The 23,980-nt window shown below is 28.9% G+C and carries 18 protein-coding genes; 15 read left to right on the top strand and 3 right to left on the bottom strand.

Annotation, left to right across the window (positions count from 1 at the left end; genetic code table 11):
* Positions 1-33: 33 nt before the first annotated feature.
* Positions 34-1,287, bottom strand: coding sequence for a DUF2225 domain-containing protein (locus tag HPRAE_RS05685; RefSeq protein ID WP_014553278.1), 1,254 nt, complete (start codon positions 1,285-1,287; stop codon positions 34-36).
* Between the two features lie 175 nt (positions 1,288-1,462).
* On the opposite strand from HPRAE_RS05685, the gene mgtE reads away from it, so the two are divergent.
* From mgtE to HPRAE_RS05635, 10 genes are all read left to right on the top strand, one after another.
* Positions 1,463-2,812 (top strand): magnesium transporter, encoded by a 1,350-nt coding sequence (gene mgtE / locus HPRAE_RS05680; RefSeq protein ID WP_014553277.1) that lies wholly within the window; start codon positions 1,463-1,465, stop codon positions 2,810-2,812.
* A gap of 149 nt (positions 2,813-2,961) precedes the next feature.
* Positions 2,962-4,113, top strand: coding sequence for a ribose-phosphate pyrophosphokinase (locus HPRAE_RS05675; protein WP_014553276.1), 1,152 nt, complete (start codon positions 2,962-2,964; stop codon positions 4,111-4,113).
* Between the two features lie 13 nt (positions 4,114-4,126).
* Positions 4,127-5,074: an ADP-ribosylglycohydrolase family protein gene (locus tag HPRAE_RS05670; RefSeq protein ID WP_014553275.1), complete on the top strand. Its 948-nt coding sequence runs from the start codon at positions 4,127-4,129 to the stop codon at positions 5,072-5,074.
* 277 nt (positions 5,075-5,351) lie between these two features.
* Positions 5,352-7,754, top strand: a complete 2,403-nt coding sequence (locus HPRAE_RS05665) for a glycoside hydrolase family 31 protein (protein ID WP_014553274.1) — start codon at positions 5,352-5,354, stop codon at positions 7,752-7,754.
* A 36-nt stretch (positions 7,755-7,790) separates the two neighbouring features.
* Positions 7,791-9,071, top strand: coding sequence for an extracellular solute-binding protein (locus tag HPRAE_RS05660; RefSeq protein ID WP_014553273.1), 1,281 nt, complete (start codon positions 7,791-7,793; stop codon positions 9,069-9,071).
* 83 nt (positions 9,072-9,154) lie between these two features.
* Complete coding sequence (locus HPRAE_RS05655; protein WP_014553272.1) at positions 9,155-10,096, top strand: carbohydrate ABC transporter permease; 942 nt, start codon at positions 9,155-9,157, stop codon at positions 10,094-10,096.
* Between the two features lie 13 nt (positions 10,097-10,109).
* Positions 10,110-10,985 (top strand): sugar ABC transporter permease, encoded by an 876-nt coding sequence (locus tag HPRAE_RS05650; RefSeq protein ID WP_014553271.1) that lies wholly within the window; start codon positions 10,110-10,112, stop codon positions 10,983-10,985.
* 4 nt (positions 10,986-10,989) lie between these two features.
* On the top strand, positions 10,990-12,009 hold the full coding sequence (locus tag HPRAE_RS05645; protein WP_014553270.1) for a LacI family DNA-binding transcriptional regulator: 1,020 nt from the start codon (positions 10,990-10,992) through the stop codon (positions 12,007-12,009).
* Positions 12,010-12,173: 164 nt separating this feature from the next.
* The gene (locus HPRAE_RS05640) at positions 12,174-13,241 is read left to right on the top strand and encodes a lysylphosphatidylglycerol synthase transmembrane domain-containing protein (RefSeq protein WP_014553269.1); all 1,068 of its coding nucleotides are present in this window, start codon (positions 12,174-12,176) and stop codon (positions 13,239-13,241) included.
* Entirely contained in the window at positions 13,231-15,450 is a 2,220-nt protein-coding gene (locus HPRAE_RS05635) for a glycosyltransferase (protein WP_014553268.1), read from the top strand. The genes HPRAE_RS05640 and HPRAE_RS05635 overlap by 11 nt, the downstream gene beginning before the upstream one ends.
* A 52-nt stretch (positions 15,451-15,502) precedes the next feature.
* Here HPRAE_RS05635 and HPRAE_RS05630 read toward each other — a convergent pair whose 3' ends face one another.
* Complete coding sequence (locus HPRAE_RS05630) at positions 15,503-17,092, bottom strand: DEAD/DEAH box helicase (RefSeq protein ID WP_014553267.1); 1,590 nt, start codon at positions 17,090-17,092, stop codon at positions 15,503-15,505.
* Between the two features lie 527 nt (positions 17,093-17,619).
* On the opposite strand from HPRAE_RS05630, the gene HPRAE_RS05625 reads away from it, so the two are divergent.
* The 3 genes from HPRAE_RS05625 (at position 17,620) to HPRAE_RS05615 (ending at position 20,727) form a co-directional block, all read left to right on the top strand.
* The gene (locus HPRAE_RS05625; protein WP_041607241.1) at positions 17,620-18,801 is read left to right on the top strand and encodes a quaternary amine ABC transporter ATP-binding protein; all 1,182 of its coding nucleotides are present in this window, start codon (positions 17,620-17,622) and stop codon (positions 18,799-18,801) included.
* Between the two features lie 37 nt (positions 18,802-18,838).
* Positions 18,839-19,780 carry an ABC transporter substrate-binding protein gene (locus HPRAE_RS05620; RefSeq protein ID WP_014553265.1) on the top strand — a complete coding sequence of 314 codons (942 nt, stop codon included), beginning with the start codon at positions 18,839-18,841 and terminating at the stop codon, positions 19,778-19,780.
* 107 nt (positions 19,781-19,887) lie between these two features.
* Positions 19,888-20,727, top strand: coding sequence for an ABC transporter permease (locus tag HPRAE_RS05615; RefSeq protein WP_014553264.1), 840 nt, complete (start codon positions 19,888-19,890; stop codon positions 20,725-20,727).
* 114 nt (positions 20,728-20,841) lie between these two features.
* On the opposite strand, the gene gdhA is transcribed toward HPRAE_RS05615, so the two are convergent.
* Complete coding sequence (gene gdhA, locus HPRAE_RS05610; RefSeq protein WP_014553263.1) at positions 20,842-22,182, bottom strand: NADP-specific glutamate dehydrogenase; 1,341 nt, start codon at positions 22,180-22,182, stop codon at positions 20,842-20,844.
* Between the two features lie 258 nt (positions 22,183-22,440).
* Here gdhA and dapA point away from each other — a divergent pair, with 258 nt between their 5' ends.
* Positions 22,441-23,319, top strand: coding sequence for a 4-hydroxy-tetrahydrodipicolinate synthase (gene dapA / locus HPRAE_RS05605; RefSeq protein WP_014553262.1), 879 nt, complete (start codon positions 22,441-22,443; stop codon positions 23,317-23,319).
* A complete protein-coding gene (locus HPRAE_RS05600) occupies positions 23,316-23,960 on the top strand; it encodes a 4-hydroxy-tetrahydrodipicolinate reductase (RefSeq protein ID WP_014553261.1) in 645 nt (214 codons plus the stop codon). Before dapA ends, HPRAE_RS05600 begins: the two co-directional genes overlap by 4 nt.
* Positions 23,961-23,980 lie beyond the last annotated feature (20 nt).

The following is a 23,980-nucleotide window of genomic DNA, read 5'->3' as shown; positions in this document are numbered from 1 at the left end:
GTAAAAAAGTGCGGAAACCGCACTTTTTTTGCTTTATTTTTGCTTTTGTTCTTCTCTAATTTTTTGAAATAATTCTCTAGCTTTATTTTTTTGGCGCAAATGAACTCGAGAATCTCTAATTAAATTATCTAATAAAGGTAGAGCATTATTAGCTTGTCCATGTTTATAATATAAAACAGCCAATAAAAGACTTAAATTATCACTTTCTTTTTTTGAGGTACTACTATCATCTTGAAAATAAAATTCTTCTAAATTTTCTAAGGCAGCTAAAGAAGCTTTATTTGCTAAATCTTCTTCTTCTAAATCTTCGTACATCCAGCTTAATTCACGCCATAGAAAAGCTCTTTTATCATTATCTAAATCTAAATAATTATATAATTTTAGCGCCAAATAATGGGCATCAAAAGCTTCATTGATAGATCTAGGTTGACTATAATTGACTTTAAATTTAGAATTTAGTTCTTTAGTGATTATTTTTTTGAAATTATTTTTAATTTTTTTCCTTTTTCTTTTAGAAAAATCAAAGAAATCTTTGCGACGGGCTGTAAAAAGACAATTGGTACAGCTAATAACACTGTAATAATAGAGATTAAAGTCTTTGTAAATAGGTCTTAAATCTGCTCTGATATCATAAACTCGCAGTCTAGAATTCCTTAATTTTTTGATAGCAAGCTCAGTTGAACAAACAGGACATTCTATTTCTTTATCATAAAGATAATATTGATCATTTGCTTTAGCTTTTTGATGATAAGTGCTATGGCCTTCTAAATAAAAGAAATTTGATTTTTTGATTTCAGAAGCTGCTTTTTTAACATATGATTTTTTACTTTTTTTAGTCTCAATATTTTTTTTAATTTCTTTTTCATTTGCAATTTTTTTATCAATCTCAGCGATAGGAGTCAGCTGAATCTGATCTTTACTTTGTAATATTTCGATATAATTAGCAAGATTATTAATCATTTTATTGGCGAATTCATTATTATTCTCCATTATTTTTCTTAAATCAGCTACTTTAAATTTTAAAACTGTACTATCTAAATGAACTTTTGCTTGTGAACTATATTTAGCAGCTGTAAAGGCTGTTTCTCCTACAAAATCTCCATTTTTATTTCTTTTAATTTCTTTTGTTTCATTTTTATCTTTTATAAATACTCTAATTAAACCACTTAAAATAAAATAGATTTTATCAGCTTTTTCTTCATAGTCAAATAGTTTTTCCCCTGCCTTAAAATCAACCATTTCGCTATATTTTGCTAATAAATCTTTTAAAGTAGTATTTTTATCCACAACTTAACAATCCTTTCTTTTTTTAATAATTTTAAGTTAAACTATTTTAATTATAACATAAATTTGATTATATTTATAATAATTGAGAAAATAGCTTAAGATCCTTTTATCTCTTTCTATTTACTGTTATAATAAAAAGTAGATGTTTTAAAATTATTTGACTGGAGGTGCTTAAATGGTAGAAAAAAATAATAACATAAAAGCAGATATAAATAAACATCTTAAAGAGGAAGAAAAATTTAAAGAAAAATGGTTAGAAGAACACCATCCAATTGATATTGCTGAGGCTCTTTCAGAACTAGATAGTTCTAGGCTAAAGGAATTTACTGGATTACTAAAAACTGAGAATTTGGCTGATATTTTTGAAGAAGCAGAAGAAGATTTACAAATTGATATTTTAAAAACTAAGAGTTCACAAGCAATAATTGAGATTTTTTCTCATATGGCAGCTGATGATATTACTGATATTTTAGGCTTATTAACTATTCGCAAAAGAAAAGAATTATTAAGACATATGAAACAAGATGATGCCTTAGTAGTTCGAAATTTGCTGGGATATGATAAAGAATCTGCTGGTGGAATAATGACAACTGAATATTTATTATTAAATAAAAATTTAACTACTACAGAAGCTTTAAAAAAAATAAAAAATATTGCTCCTGATACTGAAATTATAGATACAATTTTTATTTCTGATAATAATAAAAAATTAGTTGGTAGAGTTGACTTAAGAGATATTTTGAGTTCAGCTGATGATAAAAAATTAGAATCTTTAATGGCTGATAATTTAATTAAAGTAGCTGTTGATGTTGATCAGGAAATCGTTGCTCAGCAAGTTGCTAAATATGATTTAACAGTAATTCCGGTAGTCAATAAAAGTGATATTTTAGTTGGAATTATAACAGTTGATGATATTATTGATGTAATTGAAGCTGAAAACACAGAAGATTTGTATAAAATGCATGGTGTTGATGAAGAAGAGAGTTCTGATACTAGCTTATTAAAATCTGTTAAAAGTAGATTGCCCTGGATGTTTATTAATTTAGCCACAGCTTTTTTAGCTACTTTTACTGTTGCCTTATTTCAAGATGTTATTTCACAGGTTGTTGCCTTAGCTGCTGCAATGCCAATAGTAGCTGGAATGGGAGGTAATGCAGGTACTCAAACTTTATCAATTGTAATTAGAGGTATTGCTTTAGGAGAAATAGATTTTAAAGATAATTGGAAATTGTTATTTAAGGAAGCTTTAGTTGGTATAATTAATGGTGCAGCCACAGGTTTAGTGACTGGTTTTATTTTATATCTAATGTATGGCAATTATTATTTAGGTTTAATTATCTTTTTAGCAATGATTTTAAATTTATTAATTGCTGGCATGTTTGGTTTTTTAATTCCACTTGCTCTCCAATCATTAGGAATTGATCCAGCTTTAGCATCAGCCATTTTTTTAACAACCGTTACTGATGTTTTTGGCTTTTTTGTATTTTTAGGTTTAGCAAAAACATTTTTAATTTATTTAATTTAATTGTAATTTTTTATAATATTTTTAATGTAAGAATATAATTAATATATAAACTTTGTTTTAATTTGCGATAGAAAAAGGGTTTTATAAATTAATCTTGAAATAATAGTAGTGGCAAGAAAAAAATATATAAATGAGGTGTTAATATTAAAGTGGAAGAACAAAAGATAACCAAAATACCATTTGGGCAGCTAGGAGTTATTGTACATAAAAGCTGTAAAGAGCTTGGGCAGAAAGTTGACGATTATATTGTAAACAGGAGAAGAGAGGAGTTTTCAGATAGATGTAGTGAATATCACTTAGATGAAATTAAGGATTCTTATATTATTGACAGTGATATTATTCGCTTTGCTAATGGGGAAGCAAAAGCACACTTAAAAGAATCTATTCGTGGTAAAGATATTTTTATTTTAGCTGATATTGGCAATTATAATGTGAAATATAATATGTTTGGAATTGAAAATAGAATGAGTCCTGATGACCATTTTCAGGATGTAAAGCGTTTAATTTCAGCTATTGCAGGTAAAGCTAGACGGATACATATTATTATGCCACTTTTGTATGAGAGTCGTCAGGATAAAAGAAATACAAGAGAATCTCTAGACTGTGCTATGGCATTACAAGAATTAGAGAAATTAGGAGTAGAAAATATTTTTACTTTTGATGCACATGAAACTAGAGTTCAAAATGCTATTCCACAAACAGGTTTTGAGAGTCTACATTCTACTTATCAAATTATTAAAGCAATGAATGGCTTAGATGAAGAAGTTTGTTTTGGTAATGAACAAATGATGGTTATTTCTCCAGATACTGGAGCTATGGATCGGGCTATTTATTATGCCAGTGTTTTAGGTTTAGATGTTGGTCTTTTTTATAAACGTAGAGATTATAAAAAAATTGTAGATGGTAGAAATCCAATTATTCAGCATGAGTATATGGGAGCTGAAGTAGCAGGTAAAGATATCTTAATCGTTGATGATATGATTGCTTCTGGTGGTTCAGTTTTTGATATTGCGAAAGAGTTAAAACAAAAAAATGCTAGAAATATTTATGTAGCAGTGTCTTTTACCTTCTTTACTAATGGAATAGAGAAAATGGATGAATACTATGAAAAAGGTTATATTTCTAAATTATTCTCTACTAACTTAACTTATATTCCAGAAAAGTTTAAGCAGGCAGAATGGTTTGAAGAAGTTGATATGTCAAAACTGATATCACTTTTAATTGATACAGTTAATTATGATGATTCTATTAGTCCACTCTTAGATGCAACAAATAAAATTAAAAATATATTTGGAAAATAAGAGGTGAAATTAAATGAATCAAACTCCATCTGATAATCAAGAATTAATGCAAGAAATTGAAAAAGAGAGAAAAAATAAAGCTTTTGGTTCTTTTTTTGGCTTAATAATTGGAGATGCACTTGGAGCAGCAGTTGAATTTAAAAAAAGAGATTCTTTTCCTAAACTTAAAGATATGAGAGCAGGTGGGCCTAATGCTCTTGCAGCAGGTTTTTGGACAGACGATAGTTCAATGGCTCTTTGTTTAGCAGAAAGCTTAAGTGAAAAGGGTTATGATCTTGAAAATCAATGTCATAAATATCTTAAATGGTATGAAGAAGGTTATTTGAGTTCAACTGGAGAATGCTTTAGTATAGGTGCAAATACAGCTAGATCTTTAGAATATTTTGCAGAAAACAAAGAATTACCACCTCAAAGAGATAGAGCAGCTGGTAATGGTTCTTTGATGAGATTAGCTCCAGTTCCAATTTATTTTAAAAATGATTTTGAAAAAGCAATTGATTTTTCTGGAAAAAGTTCTTTAACTACTCATAATAATCAAATGGCTGTTGATAGCTGCCGTTATTTCGGTGGTTTATTACAGCAGTTTATTAATTCTCGGATTCAAATGAAAGTTTTTAAGCAGAAAGTTTTAAAAGATACTGCAGCTGACTTAAATTTAGATCAAAGAGTAATTAAAGCAGTAGAAGGTGCTTTTAATAAAAAAAGAGAAGATATTAAATCAGATGGTTTTGTAATCAATACTTTAGAAGCCAGTCTTTGGTCTTTTATAAATAGTGATTCATTTGAAAAAGCTGTTTTAAAAGCAGCTAATCTCGGTGGTGATTCAGATACTGTAGCAGCAGTAACTGGTCAATTAGCAGGTGCTTATTATGGCTATAATTCAATTCCAGAAAAATGGTTGAATAAATTGACAAAATTAGAACAGATTCAAAAAATTGCTGAAAATTTATATCAAAGTTAACTATAAAAGTTAAATAAAGACTATTAGTTTTAAAGATCTCCTCATATTTTAGCTCAAATCAGCTTAATTAGATTTGTTTTTAATTGAGGAGGTTTTTTATGTTTAAATTGAATTTTTTAAATAATTTGAAAATAAATGGCTAGAAAACTTGCAAATTTTAGATTTATATATTAATATATAATTGGATTAAATAAAAAGATTATTATTTTTTTGCAAACTGTGCAAACGATTGCGCAAATTTTAAATTCTAGTTTAAGTTTTGAAAGGGGAAAGTTTTATGGATAACAGCCAAGCTTTATTAACTACTAAAACTAAAGATACAAGTTCTGATTATGACAAATTAAAGGCAATCTCAGATTATGAAATTAAAGAAAATTTAATAAAATTAAAATTTAAAAATGCTAAATTAATTATTAAATTTTTAAAAGCTGATATTTTTAGATTAATTATGGTACCCTTAACTAAAAAAATAGATTTAAAAAGAACTGAGGCAGTAGTAGAACATAATTTAAATTATCAAGATTTCAAAATACAATCTAAAGAAAATCAACTTATTATTAAAACAAGTAGTTTAGTACTTAAAATAAGAAAAGATAAATTTGCTCTTAAAGTTTTTAATCAGGCAGGAGAGTTAATTCACCAAGATTATACTAAACATGCCTTAGGCTGGCAGGGCAAAAAAGTTAGAGCCTGGAAATCTTTTTTAAATACTGAAAGATTTTATGGTTTAGGTGAAAAAACAGGCTGGCTAGATAAAAAAGGGAAGCGTTATCAAATGTGGAATCATGATACCTTTGTTCCTCATGTTAGTGATACAGATCCTCTTTATCAGTCAATACCTTTTTTAATTAGTTTTAATAGTCAAAATAGTTACGGAATTTACTTTGATAATTCATATAAAAGTTTTTTTGATTTAGGTAGTGAAGGTCAAGCTTATTTTTCTTTTTGGGCTGAAGGTGGAAAATTAGATTATTATTTTATTAATGGTCCATCTTTAAAAGAAGTTGTTAGTAAATATACTCAAATTACAGGCAAAATGCCTTTACCACCTAAATGGTCACTTGGTTATCATCAATCTCGATATAGTTATTATCCTCAAGCTGAAGTCGAATCTCTTTTAGCAGATTTTAGAAATAAAGAAATACCTTGTGATTCTTTCCATTTTGATATCCACTATATGGATCAATATAAAATTTATACTTGGGATCGAAAACGATTTCCAAATCCAGAAACTATGTTAGCTAAATTAAATAAAAATGGAATTAAACCAGTTACAATTATTGATCCTGGAGTGAAAAAAGATCCAGAATACAAATTATATCAAGAGGGAATAAAAAATGATTATTTCTGTAAATATCTTGATGGTAAAGTATTTATAGATGAAGTTTGGCCTGGGGACTGTGCTTTTCCCGATTTTACTCAAAGCAAAGTTAGGAAATGGTGGGCTAAGTTACAAAAAGATTTTGTTAAACAAGGAGTTAAAGGAATCTGGAATGATATGAATGAACCTGCTGTTTTTAATAAAAAAGATACTATGGATACTGAAGTAATACATCAAAATGATGGAGATATTGGAACACACCGTCAGTTTCATAATTTATATGGTTTTTTGGAAAATAAAGCTACTTATAAAGGTTTGAAATCAACTTTAAAAAATGAGAGGCCATTTGTTTTAACAAGAGCTGGTTTTGCGGGAATTCAGCGTTATGCTGCTGTTTGGACTGGTGATAATAGAAGTTTTTGGGATCATCTTAAATTAGCAATGCCAATGTTGATGAATATGGGACTTTCTGGTATAAATTTTTGTGGTACAGATGTTGGTGGTTTTACTGGTAATAGTAATGGTGAACTATTATGCCGCTGGACTCAACTTGGAGCTTTTATGCCTTTTTTTAGAAATCATTGTGAAGTAAGGGCTATCCAGCAAGAACCGTGGTCTTTTGGCCCTAAATATGAAAAAATTATTAAAAAATATATTGAATTAAGATATAAATTTATAACTCATATTTATAATCTTTTTTATCAAAGTTCTAAAACTGGATTACCGATGCTGAGACCTTTAATTATGGAATTTCCCTCAGATGAGGAATGTCAAAATCTTTCTGATCAATTTATGGTTGGAGATAGTATTCTAATTGCTCCAGTTTATAAACCTGATCAAAAAAAGAGAATGGTCTATTTACCCCAGGGTAAATGGTTTGATTTTTGGAATAAAAAAGTTTATCAAGGCCAAAAATATATTATTATTGATGCTCCTTTGGCTAAATTGCCTATTTTTATTAAAGCTGGAAGTATTATTCCTCTGAATGAAAAATTAAATTATATTGGAGAAAAAAAGCTGGAAAAATTAGAACTAAATATATTTTTAGATCAATCTGAGAGCAGAGAAAATTATAAATTATATAATGATGATGGTCTATCTTATGATTATCAAAATGGAAATTATAAGATGACTGAATTCAACTATCAATCTGCTGGAAATAAATTAGTTTTTAAAATAGATCAAGTAGTTAATAATTATCAGCAAGAATTTAAAAGATATAAATTGATTTTTAATAATTTTCATCAGACTCCAAATAAAATCTATGCTGATGGCCAAAAAATAACTAACTTTATTTATTCTGATAAGACTCTGGAGATTAAAATTCCAGCTCTTATAAATAAAATTACCATAGAATAAGTTTAGATTTATCAAAATTTAAAGGAGGAATTATTAATGAAAAATTCAATTTTCAAAATTTCCATTTTAGTTTTGATTTTAATTTGCAGTCTAAGTTTAGGAGTTTTAGCAGAAACTACTTCTCAAAGCCTTGATCAAAAAGATCTAAGTCAAAAAGTAACAATTAAATACTGGGAGTCAATTGATGCTACTTTAGACTCTGTTTTGACAGACGGGTTAATCAAAAAATTTGAGTCTAAATATCCAAATATAAAGGTTGAGGCTACTCATCAAGGAGTAGAAGACTTAAGACAAAATACTCAAACTGCTTATATGGGAGGACAGGGTCCAGATGTAGTTTTAAGTCCTTTTGATCATATTGGACCATTTTCAATAATGGGCTTAGCTCAACCTCTTGATAATTTGATGAGTGATAAAATGAAAAATAAATATATTAATTCTGCCTTAGCTGGAATGAGTTTAAACGGTAAAAATTATGGAGTTCCAGTTACAATGGGCAATCATTTAATGTTAATGTATAATAAAAATATTGTCGATCAACCTCCAGCAACCTGGGAAGACTTAATTGCCATTGCTCAAGAAAATACTATTGATCAGGATGGAGATGGTTTAGCTGATAAATATGGTTTAGCTTATAATTTAAATGAACCTTTTTGGTGGATTACTTTCCAAGGTGGTTTTGGAGGCTGGGTTTTTGATGAAGAATATAATCCAACTTTAAATACTGAAGCAACAGTAGACGCCTTACAGTTTGCCCATGACCTTAAATATAAATATCAAATTGTACCCAAAGAAGCCGATGATAAAATGGCTGATAGCTTATTTAAAGACGGCGATGTGGCTTTTATAATTAGTGGTGACTGGATAATTGATAGTTATCAGCAGAATGATAATATTGACTTAGGAGTTGCACCTTTACCTAAATTTAAAAAAACAGGTAAATATGGTCAGCCAATGACAAGTGGTAAAGGCTTTATTATGTTAAGAAATCTTAGTCAAGAAAAACAAATTGCTGTTTTGAAATTTATTGATTTTATGACAGATCTAGCAGCTCAAGAATTATTTGTAGATAGTAACTTTTTACCAAGTAATGCTCAGGCATATCAATTACCTCAAATTCAGAATGATCCAATTATGAAAGGGTCTTCCAAAGCCTTACGCAATGGACGACCAATGCCTGTAATTCCTGAAATGAGAGGAATTTGGGATGCTATTAGACCTGCTTTACAAAGTGTGATGAGTGATGATTTAACACCTGAGGCAGCAGCTGAACAAATGCAAGAAGAAGCAGAAAAAAATATTAAAAGTATGCGCTAATTAAAGACTTTAATTGCAATTAAAAAGAGGGGGTTTAAATAAAGCCCCCTTTCTTTTAGGCTAAATAATGGGAGGTTATTTAGATGAACGAGTCTGAGCAAAAATTGAATTTTCAATCTGGTTTAGCTAATTTTTCTTTAAAAGATTTTTGGAGAGAACATAAATTTTCATATTTAATGTTATTACCTGCTTTTTTAGTAGTTTTATTTGTAGTTATTTATCCATTTTTTTATAATTTTAAATTAGCTTTTTCTAATCTAAATATGTATAATATGCGACAATTTATTCAAAATGGAGATTTGACTTATATTGGCTTTGAAAATTTTGTCCGAATTATTACTGAAAGTTCTTTTTGGTTGATTCTTTTAAGAACAGTTGCCTGGACTGTTATTAATGTTACAGCTCATGTTAGTTTTGGTATTTTTTATGCTATTATACTTGACCGAGATTTAATGTTTAAATCTGTTTATAGAACTTTATTAGTAATTCCTTGGGCCATTCCCCAATACATTGTAGTTTTGATTTGGAAAGGAATGTTTAATTATCGCTATGGAGCAGTTAACTTATTTTTAAGAAAATTAGGAGTTGAAGGAGTAGCTTGGTTAAGTCAGGCAAATACTGGTTTTATAGCTGCTCTAATTGTTAATATTTGGTTAGGAATACCTTTTATGATGATGATTGCTTTAGGTGGACTCCAGAGCATTGATCCTAATTTTTACGAAGCAGCAGAAATTGATGGTGCTAACAGCTGGCAGCAAATTAAACATATTACCTTGCCTTTATTAAAGCCAGTTATGTTACCAGCAGTTATTCTGGGAGTAGTTTGGACTTTTAATAATTTGCGAGTAATTTACTTATTAACTAAAAATACTCTGACAAATAAAATTGATATTTTAGTTACCCATGTTTACCGCTCAGCTTTTGAATTTTATCGTTATGGTTATGCAGCCGCTTTTTCTTTAATAATTTTTATTATTTTATTAGTTTGGGCAATTAGTTTTATTGATTACATTAATGAAAATTAAAGGAGGTTTTTAAATGTCAGTTAAAAAAGATTCTAAATGGAAAAAAATTGTCTTTCATCTTATTTTAATTATATCTGTAATTATTGCCTTATACCCTGCTTTAAGAGTTTTTGGAACTTCACTGAGACCAGATGATGCACTACATTCTAAAAGCTTAAGAATTATTCCTCCAAATGCTACTTTTAAAGCTTATCGAGAATTAATTTTTGAAAAAGATTTTTTAATTTGGCTTAGAAATTCTTTATTAGTTACTTTTTTTACTGTTACAATTGGAGTCTCTCTGGCAGCAACAGCTGGTTATGTTTTTTCTCGCAAAAGATTTCCAGGGCGTAAATCTGGATTAACTTTCTTTTTAGTAACTCAAATGTTTCCAGCTACTATGTTATTATTACCAATGTATTTACTTTTATCACAGTTTGGTTTAACTCAACAAACAATAGTTGTTCCTTTTTTAGGTCTGGCTAAAGCCCATCTTGGTTTGATAATTATGTATTCATCTACTGCTTTACCTTTATGTGTTTGGCAGATGAAAGGTTATTATGATACTATACCTGAAAGTTTAGAAGAAGCTGCTTTGGTTGATGGTTTAAATCAGTTTCAGGCTTTTTACAAAATCATTCTCCCCTTAGCTAAACCAGCTTTAGTAATTACTGCTTTATTTTCTTTTATGACAGCTTGGAATGAATATATGGTAGCTAGGGTTGTAATGACAGATAATAGTTTATATACTTTACCTGTTGGTTTAACAAACTTAGCAGGTGAATTTAATACAGCCTGGTCTCAATTTGCTGCTGCTTCTGTTTTAATTATGATTCCAGTTATGGCTATTTTCTTATTACTTTCTCGTTATTTAGTTGGCGGTTTAACCTTAGGTGGAGTTAAAGGATGATAAAATGCCTACTTTAAAAGATATAGCTAAAAAAGCTGGGGTAGCTCCATCTACTGTTTCTAGAGTAATTAATAATAGTCCAAGAATTAGCGAGCAAACTAAAGTTAAAGTTAAAAAGATAATGGATGAGCTTGGTTACCATCCTAATATTAATGCTCGTAATTTAGTTAAACAGCGTTCACACAATTTAGGTTTAGTAATTCCTTATTCAACAGAAGAAGCTTTTGCTGATCCTTTTTATTCGGAGATTTTAAGAGCTATTGGAGTTCTGGCCCATTCTAAAGGTTTTAATCTGCTATTATTAACCAGTAATGGAGAAGTAGAAGAAAAGAAAACTGTTTTAAAAGCAGTGCGCAGTAAACAAATTGATGGTGTTTTACTTTTGAGAGCTAAAAAAGATGATCAGTTAATTAAGGAGTTAAATACAATAAACTTCCCATTTGTAATTGTAGGTCGACCAGAGGCAAAAGATAAATATTATTGGGTTAATAATGATAATATTACTGCAAGTGAAAAGGTAGTTGATTATTTAATTAAAAAAGGACACCACAAGATTGCTATTATTTTGGGAGATACTAATTATACTGTAAATCAAGATCGTTTAAGTGGTTATAAAAAATCTTTTATTAAAAATAATTTAAGAGTTAAAGAAGAATTAATTATTCAATCAGCTAAAATAGATCATCAAAGTATTTATCGACTCACTCAAAATATAATTAAAACTCAGCCAGAAATTACTGCTTTTTATGGAATGAGTGATATAATAGCTTATACTATTATCCAAGCTCTTAATGATTTAAATTTAAAAATACCACAAGATATTTCGATAATTGGTTTTAATAATAATCCAATGTCTAAAATTATTTCTCCTCCTTTAACAACTGTTGATATCAATACCTATCTTTTAGGTAATAAGGCAACTGAACTTTTAATTGGAGTGATTAATAAAAAGATCAAAACTCCTCAAAATACTATTGTACCAACTAAGTTAGTCAAAAGATCTTCTTGTCAAAAAATTAAATAAATTATAATCTCAATCATTAATTAACTTTTACTTTTACTCCTCAATATAATATAATTGAGTCGATAATTATATTTATTGGGGATTTTTATTTGTTTAAAGCTTTTAAGCTAATAAATAGATTTAGTCAATTATTAGAATTATTTCTAGTAAAGGAGAATTTAATTTTGATTAAGCAAGAAGATAATAACTCATTTATTGATAAATATTTTAATTTAAAAAGTTCACTGCTTTACTTTGGAATTTTTGTTTTAATTTCTGCTGTTTCAATGTATTATCTTAATAAATTTTTTGCTGAAGGTAATAACCTAGATATTATTTTTTCATTTTCCAAAAATATTTTAGTTTCACTTTTGCTATTAGTTTTTTTATATTTTATTTTAGATGCTCTTAGACTATATTTTGTTTTAAAAACTTTAAAAGCAGACATTTCATTTTGGAATATTTATCAATTAGTATTTATTAATATTTTTATTTCAAATATCACTCCACTTGCAACTGGAGGCGGTTTTGCTCAGGTTTATTTTTTACAGAAAAAAGGAGTAGAACTTGGCAAATCTTCTGCTGCAGTCTTAATTAGAACCTTATTATCTGCTACAATGCTTTTTTTGAGTGTACCATTTATTGTTTTAACTCACCAATCAATGCTTAACTTATTACCAGGTAATTATGTTTTTATTTATTTAGGAATTTTTCTGGCTCTTTATCTTTTAATTTTCTATTTAATAATTTTTAGAGTTAGATTGATTATGAAAATGGCTTATAAATTCTTTTATTTTTTAAAAAATAAACATCTTTTAACTAAAAAAAGGTTTAGAAAAATAATCAGATATATTTTTAAACATTTAGAGCTTTTTTCAAATGATCTAGTTTTTTTTATTCAGGGTAAAAAGATTTTTGTTTTTTTATCTTTTTTCTTTACAACAGTATTTTTATTAGCAGAGTTTTCATTTTCTTATCTCATAATTAAAGGTTTAGGTTATCAAATTGCTTTTTCAAAAATACTAGCTCTTCAAATTTTAGTTGTTTTTATAATGTATTTTGCTCCTACTCCTGGGGCTGCTGGAATTGCTGAAGGAGGGTATTCACTACTTTTTGCAGGTTTAATAGCCAAAAAAGATTTGTTTCCACTTTTATTTTATTGGAGATTTTTAAGTAAATATATAGGTATTTTTATAGGTATTTTTGTCTTTTTTTATTTAATTATTAAAGGGGGAGTAGAAGGTGAGAAATAGAAGTAAATTATATTTATCAATTTTAGTCATTATTATTTTAATTATAATTAGTTATAAAATTTATGCTCCCTATACAATTCAAGATTTTAAGGCAGTTAATATTAAAAATGTAGAGAAGTTACAAGCAAATCTTAAAAAAGAAGAATATAGTTTTGCTGTAGTTGGGAATATAGAAAATTCAATTTCTATTTTTGATAATCAGATTTTACCTCAAATAACTAAAAGTCAAGTTGATTTTATAGTTTCTACAGGTAATAATCTTAGAGATGGTGATGAAAGTAAATATCGAGTTTTTTATAGAACTTTAGCAAAATTAAATTTACCTTTTTTAACTGCAATTGGAGAAAAAGAGTTTGATGATGGTGGTAATCAAAACTTTTATAAATATTTTGGTCCTTTTTACTTTGCCTTCGAATTAGGTGATTCCTATTTTATTTTTCTAGATACAACTGCTAATACAAATTTAAATTGGCAGAAAAAATGGCTGCATAATCAATTAGAAATGGCAAAGGGGTATCAGAAAAAAATTGTAATTATGAATAAAGCTCCCATCAAGTTAAATCCAGATTATCTACTAGATAATAAGACTAAGTATATTAATTCTAAAAAAACTAGGGAATTTTATCAAAATATATTTTCAAAATTTAATGTTGATCAAGTATTTTCTTCTAATCTTAGTCTTTATCACCAAGAGTCTATAAATGGTGTACACTATACAATTAGTGGTGGAGCAGGAGGGGAATTGATATTTGATAATGATAAAAGCTTTTATCATTATTTAGTTGTTAATGTTTCACCACAAGGAATAGAACTTACAATGAAGCGTTTAGAAACTAATCCAAGTTCTTTGTCAAAACTTGTTGTTAGCCTTTGGGTAGCTTTACAATCTTTTTTCTATGCCAACTATATTAATATTTTGTTAGTTTTATTTATTGCTTTAACTGTTTTTTATATTTTACACCGTGAAATAAACAAAGAGGTTGATTATTATCGAGATTTTGCTTATGCTGAAAATGAATTTGAAGCTAAAAAGTTAAAGATAGCAATGTTTACAAATAATTATTTTCCAGTTATCGGTGGAGTTCCTATCTCAATTAAAAGACTAGCTAAAGCTTTAAGAAAAAGAGGGCATGAAGTTAAAATTTTTGCACCTGAATATAAGGAAAAAAGTCAAGAAGAAGAAAATATTATTCGTTGTAAATCATTATATCACTATCAAGAATCTGGTTTAGAGTTTCCTGTAACAAATATTTTTTCAACCCAAATAAAAAAAGATTTTGCAGCTTTTGATTTTGATTTAGTTCATGCTCATCATCCTTTTTGGTTAGGCAATAAAGGGCGTAAATTAGCAGATAAATTTCAATTACCAATTGCTTTTACTTATCATACTCGTTTAGAAAAATATGCTCATTATGTACCTGATATTCTATTTCTGCGTAAATTTTTTGCTAATCGTTTATCACATTTTTTAATCGAAAATTTTGCTAATAATACTGATGCAGTCTTTACTCCTACTAAATCTACTAAAGAATATTTAAGAAATATTGGAGTTAGTAGATATATAAAAGTTTTACCGACAGGAATAGATTTTGATTATTATGAGCGTGACCAAGCTGAAATTAAAAGCTTAAGAGAAAAATTAATTGGTGAAGCTGATCGACTTTTAATTTCTGTTTCTAGATTGTCTAAAGAAAAAAACTTATATTTTTTAGTTAATGGAATTAAAAAATTAAAAGAAAAAACAGAGTTTAAGTTTAAGTTAATTATAATTGGTACTGGCTCTGAAAAAGATAATTTGGAAAAAATGATTAAAAAAAATAATTTAGAAAAGCAAATTGAATTAATTGGAGCAGTTGATTTTCGAGAAATACCACTTTATTATTTAGCAGCTGACTTATTTGTTTTTGCTTCAACAACTGAAACTCAAGGCATGGTTTTATTAGAGGCTATGGCTGGCTATAATCCAGTTGTTGCTGTTAAATCAAGTGGAATAGATGATGTAATTGAAAATGGTAAAAATGGTTATAAGACAGAAGAAGATCTAGAAAAGTGGAGTGCTAAAATAGAAGAGTTGCTGCAGGAACATGGAAAATATGAAGAAAATTCGAAAGCAGCTCGAAAAGTAGCAGAAGACTATTCTATAGCTGAGATGGGAAAAGAAGCTGAAAGGCTTTATTATAAAATTTTAAAACTTAATAAATATCAGTAAATAAAAAAATGCCTGGAATTAGCTCCAGGCATTTTTAAGATTTAATTATTTTTTATTTAGATCTAGCTGCTTCAATATTGATTTTAGTTCCTTTAATATAATTATCTTTCATGATTTGTAGTACTTCATGACCTTTTTCTCTAGGAACTTCAACAAAGGTAAAGTTGTCATAAATATCAATTGCTCCAATTAAGCCACCAGGCATTCCTGTTTCACCAGCAATAGCTCCTACAATGTGGCGAGGAGATACTCTATCTTTTTTACCAATATTAATAAATAATCTTACCATTCCAGGCTCTGCTCCAGTATCACCAAAGTTTTGACCAGAATTTTCTGGTTCTTGTGCTTCCTCTTTTTTATCTACAGATTTTTTCATTAAAGCAGCAGCAATTTCTATAGCAGAATACTGCTCATCAATTAGTTCTTCAATTAGATCAATATATTTACCTAAATCAGCAGAATCCATATAAGCACTTAATTCTTGACTAAATTGTTCAAATTTAGCTGCCTGAATATCATCTTGACTAGGGATTTGAGCTCTTTTTATTTTGGATTTAGTATATTTTTGAATATCTCTTAATTTATAGATATCTTTTCCAACTACAAAGTTATGAGCTTCACCACTTTTGCCAGCTCTACCTGTACGACCGATTCTGTGTACATAATAGTCAGTATCCTGCGGTAGATCATAGTTAAATACTGCTTCAACATCATCAACATCAATACCTCTAGCTGCCACATCAGTAGCTACTAAGACTTCGATGATTCCTGATCTGAATTTCTTCATCACGCGATCACGTTGGTTTTGATTTAAACCACCATGGATAGCATCAGAAAGATAGCCACGAGCTTGAAGTTTAATATTCAATTCATCAACCATTTTTCTAGTATTACAAAAAACAATGGCTAATTCGGGATTACTTAAGTCCATAATTCTAGTTAAAGCTTTTAACTTATCATTTCTTCTAATTTCATAGTAATACTGATCAATAGAAGGAACAGTAAGATTTTCATGCGCTACTCTTAAAAACTTTGAGTTTTTCTGATACTTTTTACTTAACCTTTTAATTGATTTAGGAATAGTAGCTGAGAAGAAGAGAGTTTGTCTATCATCAGGAATATCTCTTAGCACAGTTTCTATATCATCAATAAAACCCATATCAAGCATTACATCTGCTTCATCAAGTACAAAATAATTTATATTATCAAGTTTTAAAGTTTTACGACGAATATGATCCATTACTCTACCAGGTGTACCAATTACGATTTGAACACCCTTTTTTAAAGCTTTTATTTGTCTACCAATTGATTGACCTCCATAAACTGGGAGAGTATAAATTCTTCTTTTATATTTAGCCAATCTTTTTAATTCCTCAGAAACCTGAATGGCAAGTTCTCTTGTGGGGCAAAGTATAATAGCCTGTGGATTTTTATTTTCAGAATCCATTTCTTCTAAAAGAGGGATCCCAAAAGCGGCTGTTTTACCTGTACCTGTTTGAGCTTGTCCTACAATATCTTGACCATTAAGCACTGCTGGAATAGCATTTGTCTGAATAGGAGTTGTTTCTTCAAAACCCATTTCTTCAACTGCTTTTAAAATTTCATCGGAGACGTTTAATTCATTAAATTTAATCTTTTGCAAATTAACTTCCACTTCCTTTTTTAATTATATTATTCAATTCAACAAATTGAATCTACCGACCACACATTTTCTTAACAAATAATACTGCAGCCGGTTGTCAATTTTATACCTATACGTAAAAAGCCCCGACTAAATTTATATAGTCAGGGCTTAGTTGCTATATTATCTATTAAGTTATTAAACACTAATTTTTTAGTCAGCTTTTTAAGTATATCCTAATTTTTAAAAAAAGTCAAATCTTTAAGCACCAAAAATAATCAAAAAGATGACTGTAAATTAAAAATATAATGATAATTTATAATTATTGCTGTGGTTTGACAGGGTAGTTTTCTTTTGTTATTCTAAAATAGAAGTTAAGATCTGACTTGGCTTAATTTCAACTAGTTATCAGTTTGTATTTAAAGCTGATAAAAATATATTATAATTATGTGAATCTAGATAAGGTTTAGGATTTGTTCTAAGGAACAGTTTCTAAGCCTTTTTTAATGTGATTTAATTTTTAAATAAAATAAAATAAAGAGGTGAAAATATTGAAAATAGAAGCCAAAAATCTATATAAGGTTTTCAACGGAAATGGTCAAAAAGAAATAGAAATGCTTAAAGATGGAATGTCTAAAGAAGATATTTTAGAAAAAACAGGGGCAACTGTTGGAATTAATAATGCTAGTTTTGAAGTTAAAGAAGGGGAAATTTTTGTCATTATGGGTCTTTCCGGTAGTGGAAAATCTACTTTACTTCGCTGTTTAAATAGATTAGTAGATCCAACTGCTGGTTCAGTTAAAGTTGATGGCCAAGATATTGTAGATTTAAGTAAAGAAGAACTAAGAGAAGTAAGAAAAGAAAAATTTGGGATGGTTTTTCAAAATTTTGCTCTTTTTCCGTACCGAACTATTTTAGAAAATGCTGAATTTGGTCTAGAAATTCAGGGTGCTGATAAAAAAACTCGCAGAGAAAAAGCTTTAACTGCCTTAAGTCAGGTGGGACTGGAAGGTTATGAAGATCAAAAACCTGATCAATTAAGTGGAGGTATGCAGCAGCGTGTTGGCTTAGCAAGAGCTTTAGCAGTTGATACTGATATTTTATTAATGGATGAGCCTTTTAGTGCTCTTGATCCACTGATTAAAAAAGATATGCAGGATAAATTACTAGATTTATATGAACATCTTGATAAAACAATAGTCTTTATAACTCATGATTTAGATGAAGCCTTAAAATTAGGTGATAGAATCGCAATTATGAAAGATGGAGAAATTGTTCAAATTGGAAACCATGAAGAAATTTTAACAAATGCTGAAAATGATTATGTGGCTGAATTTGTCCAAGATGTTAATCGTTCTCGTGTTTTAAATGCAGAGGATATTATGGATAATCCACGCGCAGTTTTATATAAACAAGATGGTTTAAGAACTGCTTTACACAAGATGAGAAGAAATGAATTAGGCAGTATCTTTGTTTTAGGAGAAGGTCAAAAATATAGAGGTATTGTAACAATTGAAGATGTTGTAGAATCAATTAATAAAAAAGAAAAGAATTTGGATTCAATTATCCAAAGTTCACCTACAGCAAAGCCAGAAGAGAGTGTAAATGATCTCTTTGCTAAAATTGCTGATATTAATACTCCTTTACCAGTTTTAGATGAGCAAAAGAAGTTAAGAGGAGTAATTGTAAAAACTAATGTAGTGGCTAATTTAGCTTCAGAAGATATATAATTTTTTAGTTAAATAAAAATAACTTGGAGGGATATCAATGAAAAAAATAAAATTAATTTCGAGTCTACTAATTGTTCTGTTAGCTTTTGGAGTTTTTACCATCGTGCCACAAGTTAATGCAGCTGATGATACTATTAACTTTGGTTATGTGCAGTGGCCTGGAGTAACTATTAAAACTCATGTTGCAGCAAAAATAGCTGATTATTTAGGTTATGAAACTAAAATGACTGCTGCTTCTCAGGCAATAATTTTTAAGAGTTTAGAAACAAAAGATTTAGATGTATTTTTAGGTAATTGGTTACCAACAATGAAAATGCATTTTGATAAATATCAAGAAAAAGGTGCTGTACACAATGTTAGAGTTAATTTAGAAGATGTTGTTTATAGAACTGCTGTGCCGAAGTATGTTTGGGAAGCTGGTGTTCGTTCTCTAGCTGACTTAAATGAACATGCTGATAAATTTGATCAAGAAATTTATGGGATTGAGCCAGGAAATGATGGTAATTTAATTATTCAAGAAGCAATTAAAAATAATACCTATAATTTAGAAGATTGGACTTTAAGAGAAAGTAGTACTGCTGGTATGCTTTCTTCAGTTAAAAGAGCATATAGAAATGAAGAATGGATTGCTTTTAATGGTTGGAAGCCACATTATATGAATGTTCTTTTTGACTTAAAATATTTAAAAGATCCTGAAGGTATTTGGGGAGAAAATGATAGTGTTCATACTGTAGCTAGAAATGGATATCAGGCTGAAAATCCTAATTTCTATAAGTTTTTAGAGCAGTTTGCAGTTCCAGCTCCAATTCAAAATAAATGGATTGATGAGTATCAAAATAAAGGACGCGATCCAGAAGAAGTTGCTGAAGAATGGATTGCGAATAATTTAGATATTGTTAATCAATGGGTATTTGGAGTAAAAACAACTGATGGTCAAATGGCAAGAAAAGCTATTTCTAATAAAATAAATAATAACTAAACTAAAGTAAAATATAGTATCAATTTAATATTAATTAATACCAAATAAAATAAAGGCTGGTGGCATCAATTTATGGTGCCACCAGTAATAATTTAATAAGGATGGTGATGATTATTAACAATATAATAAATTTATTAACTACTAAAATCCCTCTAGGGAACTGGGTAGAAAATTTAGTTAATTTTTTAATAAATAATTTTCAAGGACCACTAAATAGTTTTTCTGATTTTATAGGTGGTATTGTGAGTGGAGTAGAAGCAATTTTGGAGTTTCCACACCCTTTAGTTTTAATTGCAATATTTGCTTTAATAGCCTGGAAGCTTAAGGGTAAAAGAATGGCCTTATTTGCTGGTTTAGGCTTAGGTTTAGTTTTAAATCTACAAATGTGGGATCCCTTGATTGTAACTTTAGCTTCAATTATGACTTCAGTTTTTATTGCTTTAATAGTTGGGATTCCAGTTGGAATAATTAAGGCTCATAATAAAACTTTAGATTTAATTACAAGACCAATTTTAGATTTTATGCAGACCATTCCACCTTTTGTTTATTTAATTCCTGCTTTAATGTTTTTTGGTTTAGGAAATGTTTCTGGAGTAATTGCAACAGTAGTTTTTGCAATTGCACCTCCAATTAGACTAACTTATTTGGGAATTCAACAAGTTGATGAAGAATTAAAAGAAGCAGGTCATGCTTTTGGAGCTAAGTGGTGGCAAATTTTATTTAAAATTGAACTACCAGGTGCAATGCCCTCAATTATGATGGGGATTAATCAATGTATAATGCTTTCTTTATCTATGGTTGTTATAGCAGCTATGATTGGAGTTGGAGGCCTAGGTAAACCTGTATTAAGATCTTTAAATACAGTTAATATTGGTTTAGGTTTTGAAGCTGGTTTAGGAGTAGTAATTATAGCGATGGTATTAGATAGAATTTTTGGTAGAGATTAAAAATTTAGCTTAAAACTAAAATTTAATTATAAATAAAAAAATATAAATAAAAATCCCCACTTAATAAAAATTTAAGTGGGGATTTTCTATATTTAAGCTTAATTTAAGTCTGAATTAAACTACTCCTTGGTCTAACATAGCATTTGCTACTTTAAGAAAAGCTGCTATATTAGCTCCTGCTACTAAATCACCTTTTTTACCATATTTAGCTGCAGTAGTACTTGCTTCTTGATAAATATTAATCATAATTTGTTTTAATTTTTGATCGACTTCTTCAAAGCTCCATTCAGCAAACATAGCATTTTGAGTCATCTCTAAAGCAGAAGTTGCAACTCCACCAGCGTTAGCTGCTTTACCAGGGATATATAAAATGTTATTTGCTTGTACAAGTTCAATTGCAGCTGGAGTTAAAGGCATATTTGCACCTTCTGCAATTGCGATTACATCATTTTCAATTAATTTTTTAACTGCTTCTAAATTTATTTCATTTTGAGTAGCACAGGGAAGAGCAAGATCACAGTCAACAGTCCAAATATCATGACATTGATTATAATACTCTGCTTCTGGATATTTTTCTAGATATTCCTTAATTCTTCCTCTTTTAACTTCTTTAATTTCTTTAATTAAGTCAAGATCAATTCCATTTTGATCATAAATATAACCAGAAGAATCGCTCATTGCTACTACTTTAGCTCCTAGTTCACTAATTTTTTCATTAGCATAAATTGCAACATTACCTGAACCAGATACTATAACTTCTTTACCTTCTAGAGTAATTTGTTTATCTTTAAACATTTCAGCTAAAATATAAACTAAACCATAGCCTGTTGCTTCTGTTCTAGCTAAGCTACCACCCCAACTTAAGCCTTTACCAGTTAAAACTCCAGCTTCATATCTATTTTTGATTCTTTTATATTGACCGAAAAGATAACCTATTTCTCTGCCGCCAACACCAATATCACCAGCCGGAACATCTGTTTTATCACCAATATGACGTGCTAATTCAGTCATAAAGCTCTGGCAAAAACGCATAATTTCTTGATCAGATTTACCCTTAGGATCAAAATCACTACCACCTTTAGCTCCACCAATTGGTCTACCAGTTAAAGCATTTTTAAAAATTTGTTCAAAACCTAAAAATTTAACAATCCCAGTATAAACAGAAGGATGGAAACGTAAACCACCTTTATAAGGGCCTAAAGCAGAATTAAATTCAATTCGAAAACCACGATTAACTTTAGTTTCACCTGCATCATTTACCCAAGGTACTCTAAAAATTATCTGTCTTTCAGGTTCAATTATTCTTTCTAAAATACTATTTTCTTCATAGCTTGAATCACTTTCTAAAACAGGTTCTAATGATTCTAAAACCTCTTCTACAGCTTGATGAAATTCAACTTCTCCAGGATTTCTCTTTTTTAATTTTGTTAAAACTTTTTCAATATAATTATGCAAACTCTTCACTCCCCAAATTTTATTATCAACTAGTTATAGACTAATCTTAATATAACAAGCTTCTTAAATCAATCAAATAGATGGATGTTTTCTTGTATACATGGATATTTTTTATTTTAAAAAAGGCTTATTTTAACATATCAACTTTTATTTTTTAAGAAACTATGATAAAATAATTTTAAGTGTAAAATTAAAAATTGGCTGAAGCTAAAAAAGTTTCAATACTTAGATAAATATTATAAATAGGAGGCATTTAAAATGTTTAAAGGTGTAGGTACTGCTTTAATTACTCCATTTAAAGATAATGGGGAAATTGATTATCAGATCTTTGAAAATCTTTTAGAGCAGCAATTAGAAAATGAAATTGATGCTTTAATTGTCTTAGGTACTACTGGTGAATCACCAACAATTGAACTTCAGGAAAGAGAAAAATTAACTAAAATGGCTGTTCAAAAAGCTGCTGGTAAAATACCAGTAATTGTAGGAACTGGAACTAATAAGACTACAAAAGTTGTTAAATTAAATCAACTAGCTGAAAAAAATGGAGCAGATGGACTTTTAATTGTAACACCTTACTATAATAAAACAAACCAAAGAGGTTTAATTGATCATTATACTTATATTGCTCAAAGAACTAAATTACCAATTATAGCTTATAATGTTCCTTCGCGAACTGGAGTAAATATTGAACCAGAAACTTTTAAGAAAATGGCAGCAGCTGAAGCTAATATTGTTGCTTTAAAAGAAGCTAGTGGTGATATTAGTCAAATTTTAAATTTAATTGAAATTACAGATTCTCAACAAGCTATATTTTCTGGTAATGATGACCAAGTATTACCTTTAATGATGGCTGGAGGAGATGGAGTTATTTCTGTTTTTTCAAATTTATTACCTGGGGTAATGAAAGAGATAAGCTCTCTTATTTTGGCTGAGGATTATGTAGCAGCTAGAAAATTACATTATAAATATCTAAAGTTGATGCGCTTAATTTTTATAGATGTTAATCCAATTCCAATTAAGTTTGCTATGCAGCAGCTGGGACTTGCTAATAATAATTTGCGCCGTCCTTTAGTTAATTTAAGTAAAGCAGATCAAAATTTAATTTTAACTGAAATGAAGGAGCTTGATATTTTATGAAATATGGTATTATAGGTTATTCTGGTCGAATGGGCCAGGCAATAGAAGAATTATTTGCTGAAGCTGGACATCAGCTAGTCTATAAAAAAGACGAAAAGACTACAAAAGAAATAGAAAAACCAGAATTAATAATTGATTTTTCTTTAAAGGAAGCTTTTGCAGAAACTGTGGCAATAGTTAAAGCTAAAGAGGTACCTTTAATCATTGGTACAACTGGTTTAGAAGCAGCAGATTTTGCTAAGTTAAAAGAATTAGCAGCAGAAGTAGCTGTAATTCAGAGCTTTAATTTTTCTATTGGAATTAATATCCTGTCTGAGCTAATCCAAAAAGTAAATAATTATCTTGATCAAGATTGGGATATAGAAATTTCTGAGACTCACCATCGTTTTAAAAAAGACAAACCTTCTGGAACAGCAATTATGCTGAGTGAGCTTTTAGATCAAAATCCAGAAATGCATTCTAAAAGACTTGGATCTGAATTTGGAGAACACGAAATTGATTTTGCAAGCACTGGTGAACTTTTAACTCTAAAACATAGAGCTTATTCGCGAGAAGCTTTTAGCAAAGGAGTTTTAATTAGTGCTCAAAAAATTATAAACATGGAGCCAGGTTTCTATAAATTCAGTCAAATTTTAAAATAAATGGACTATCTAGTCTTAAA

Origin of the sequence: Halanaerobium praevalens DSM 2228 (genome assembly GCF_000165465.1) — a bacterium.
GTDB lineage: Bacteria > Bacillota > Halanaerobiia > Halanaerobiales > Halanaerobiaceae > Halanaerobium > Halanaerobium praevalens.
This window is presented reverse-complemented; position numbering and strand designations above follow the sequence as displayed.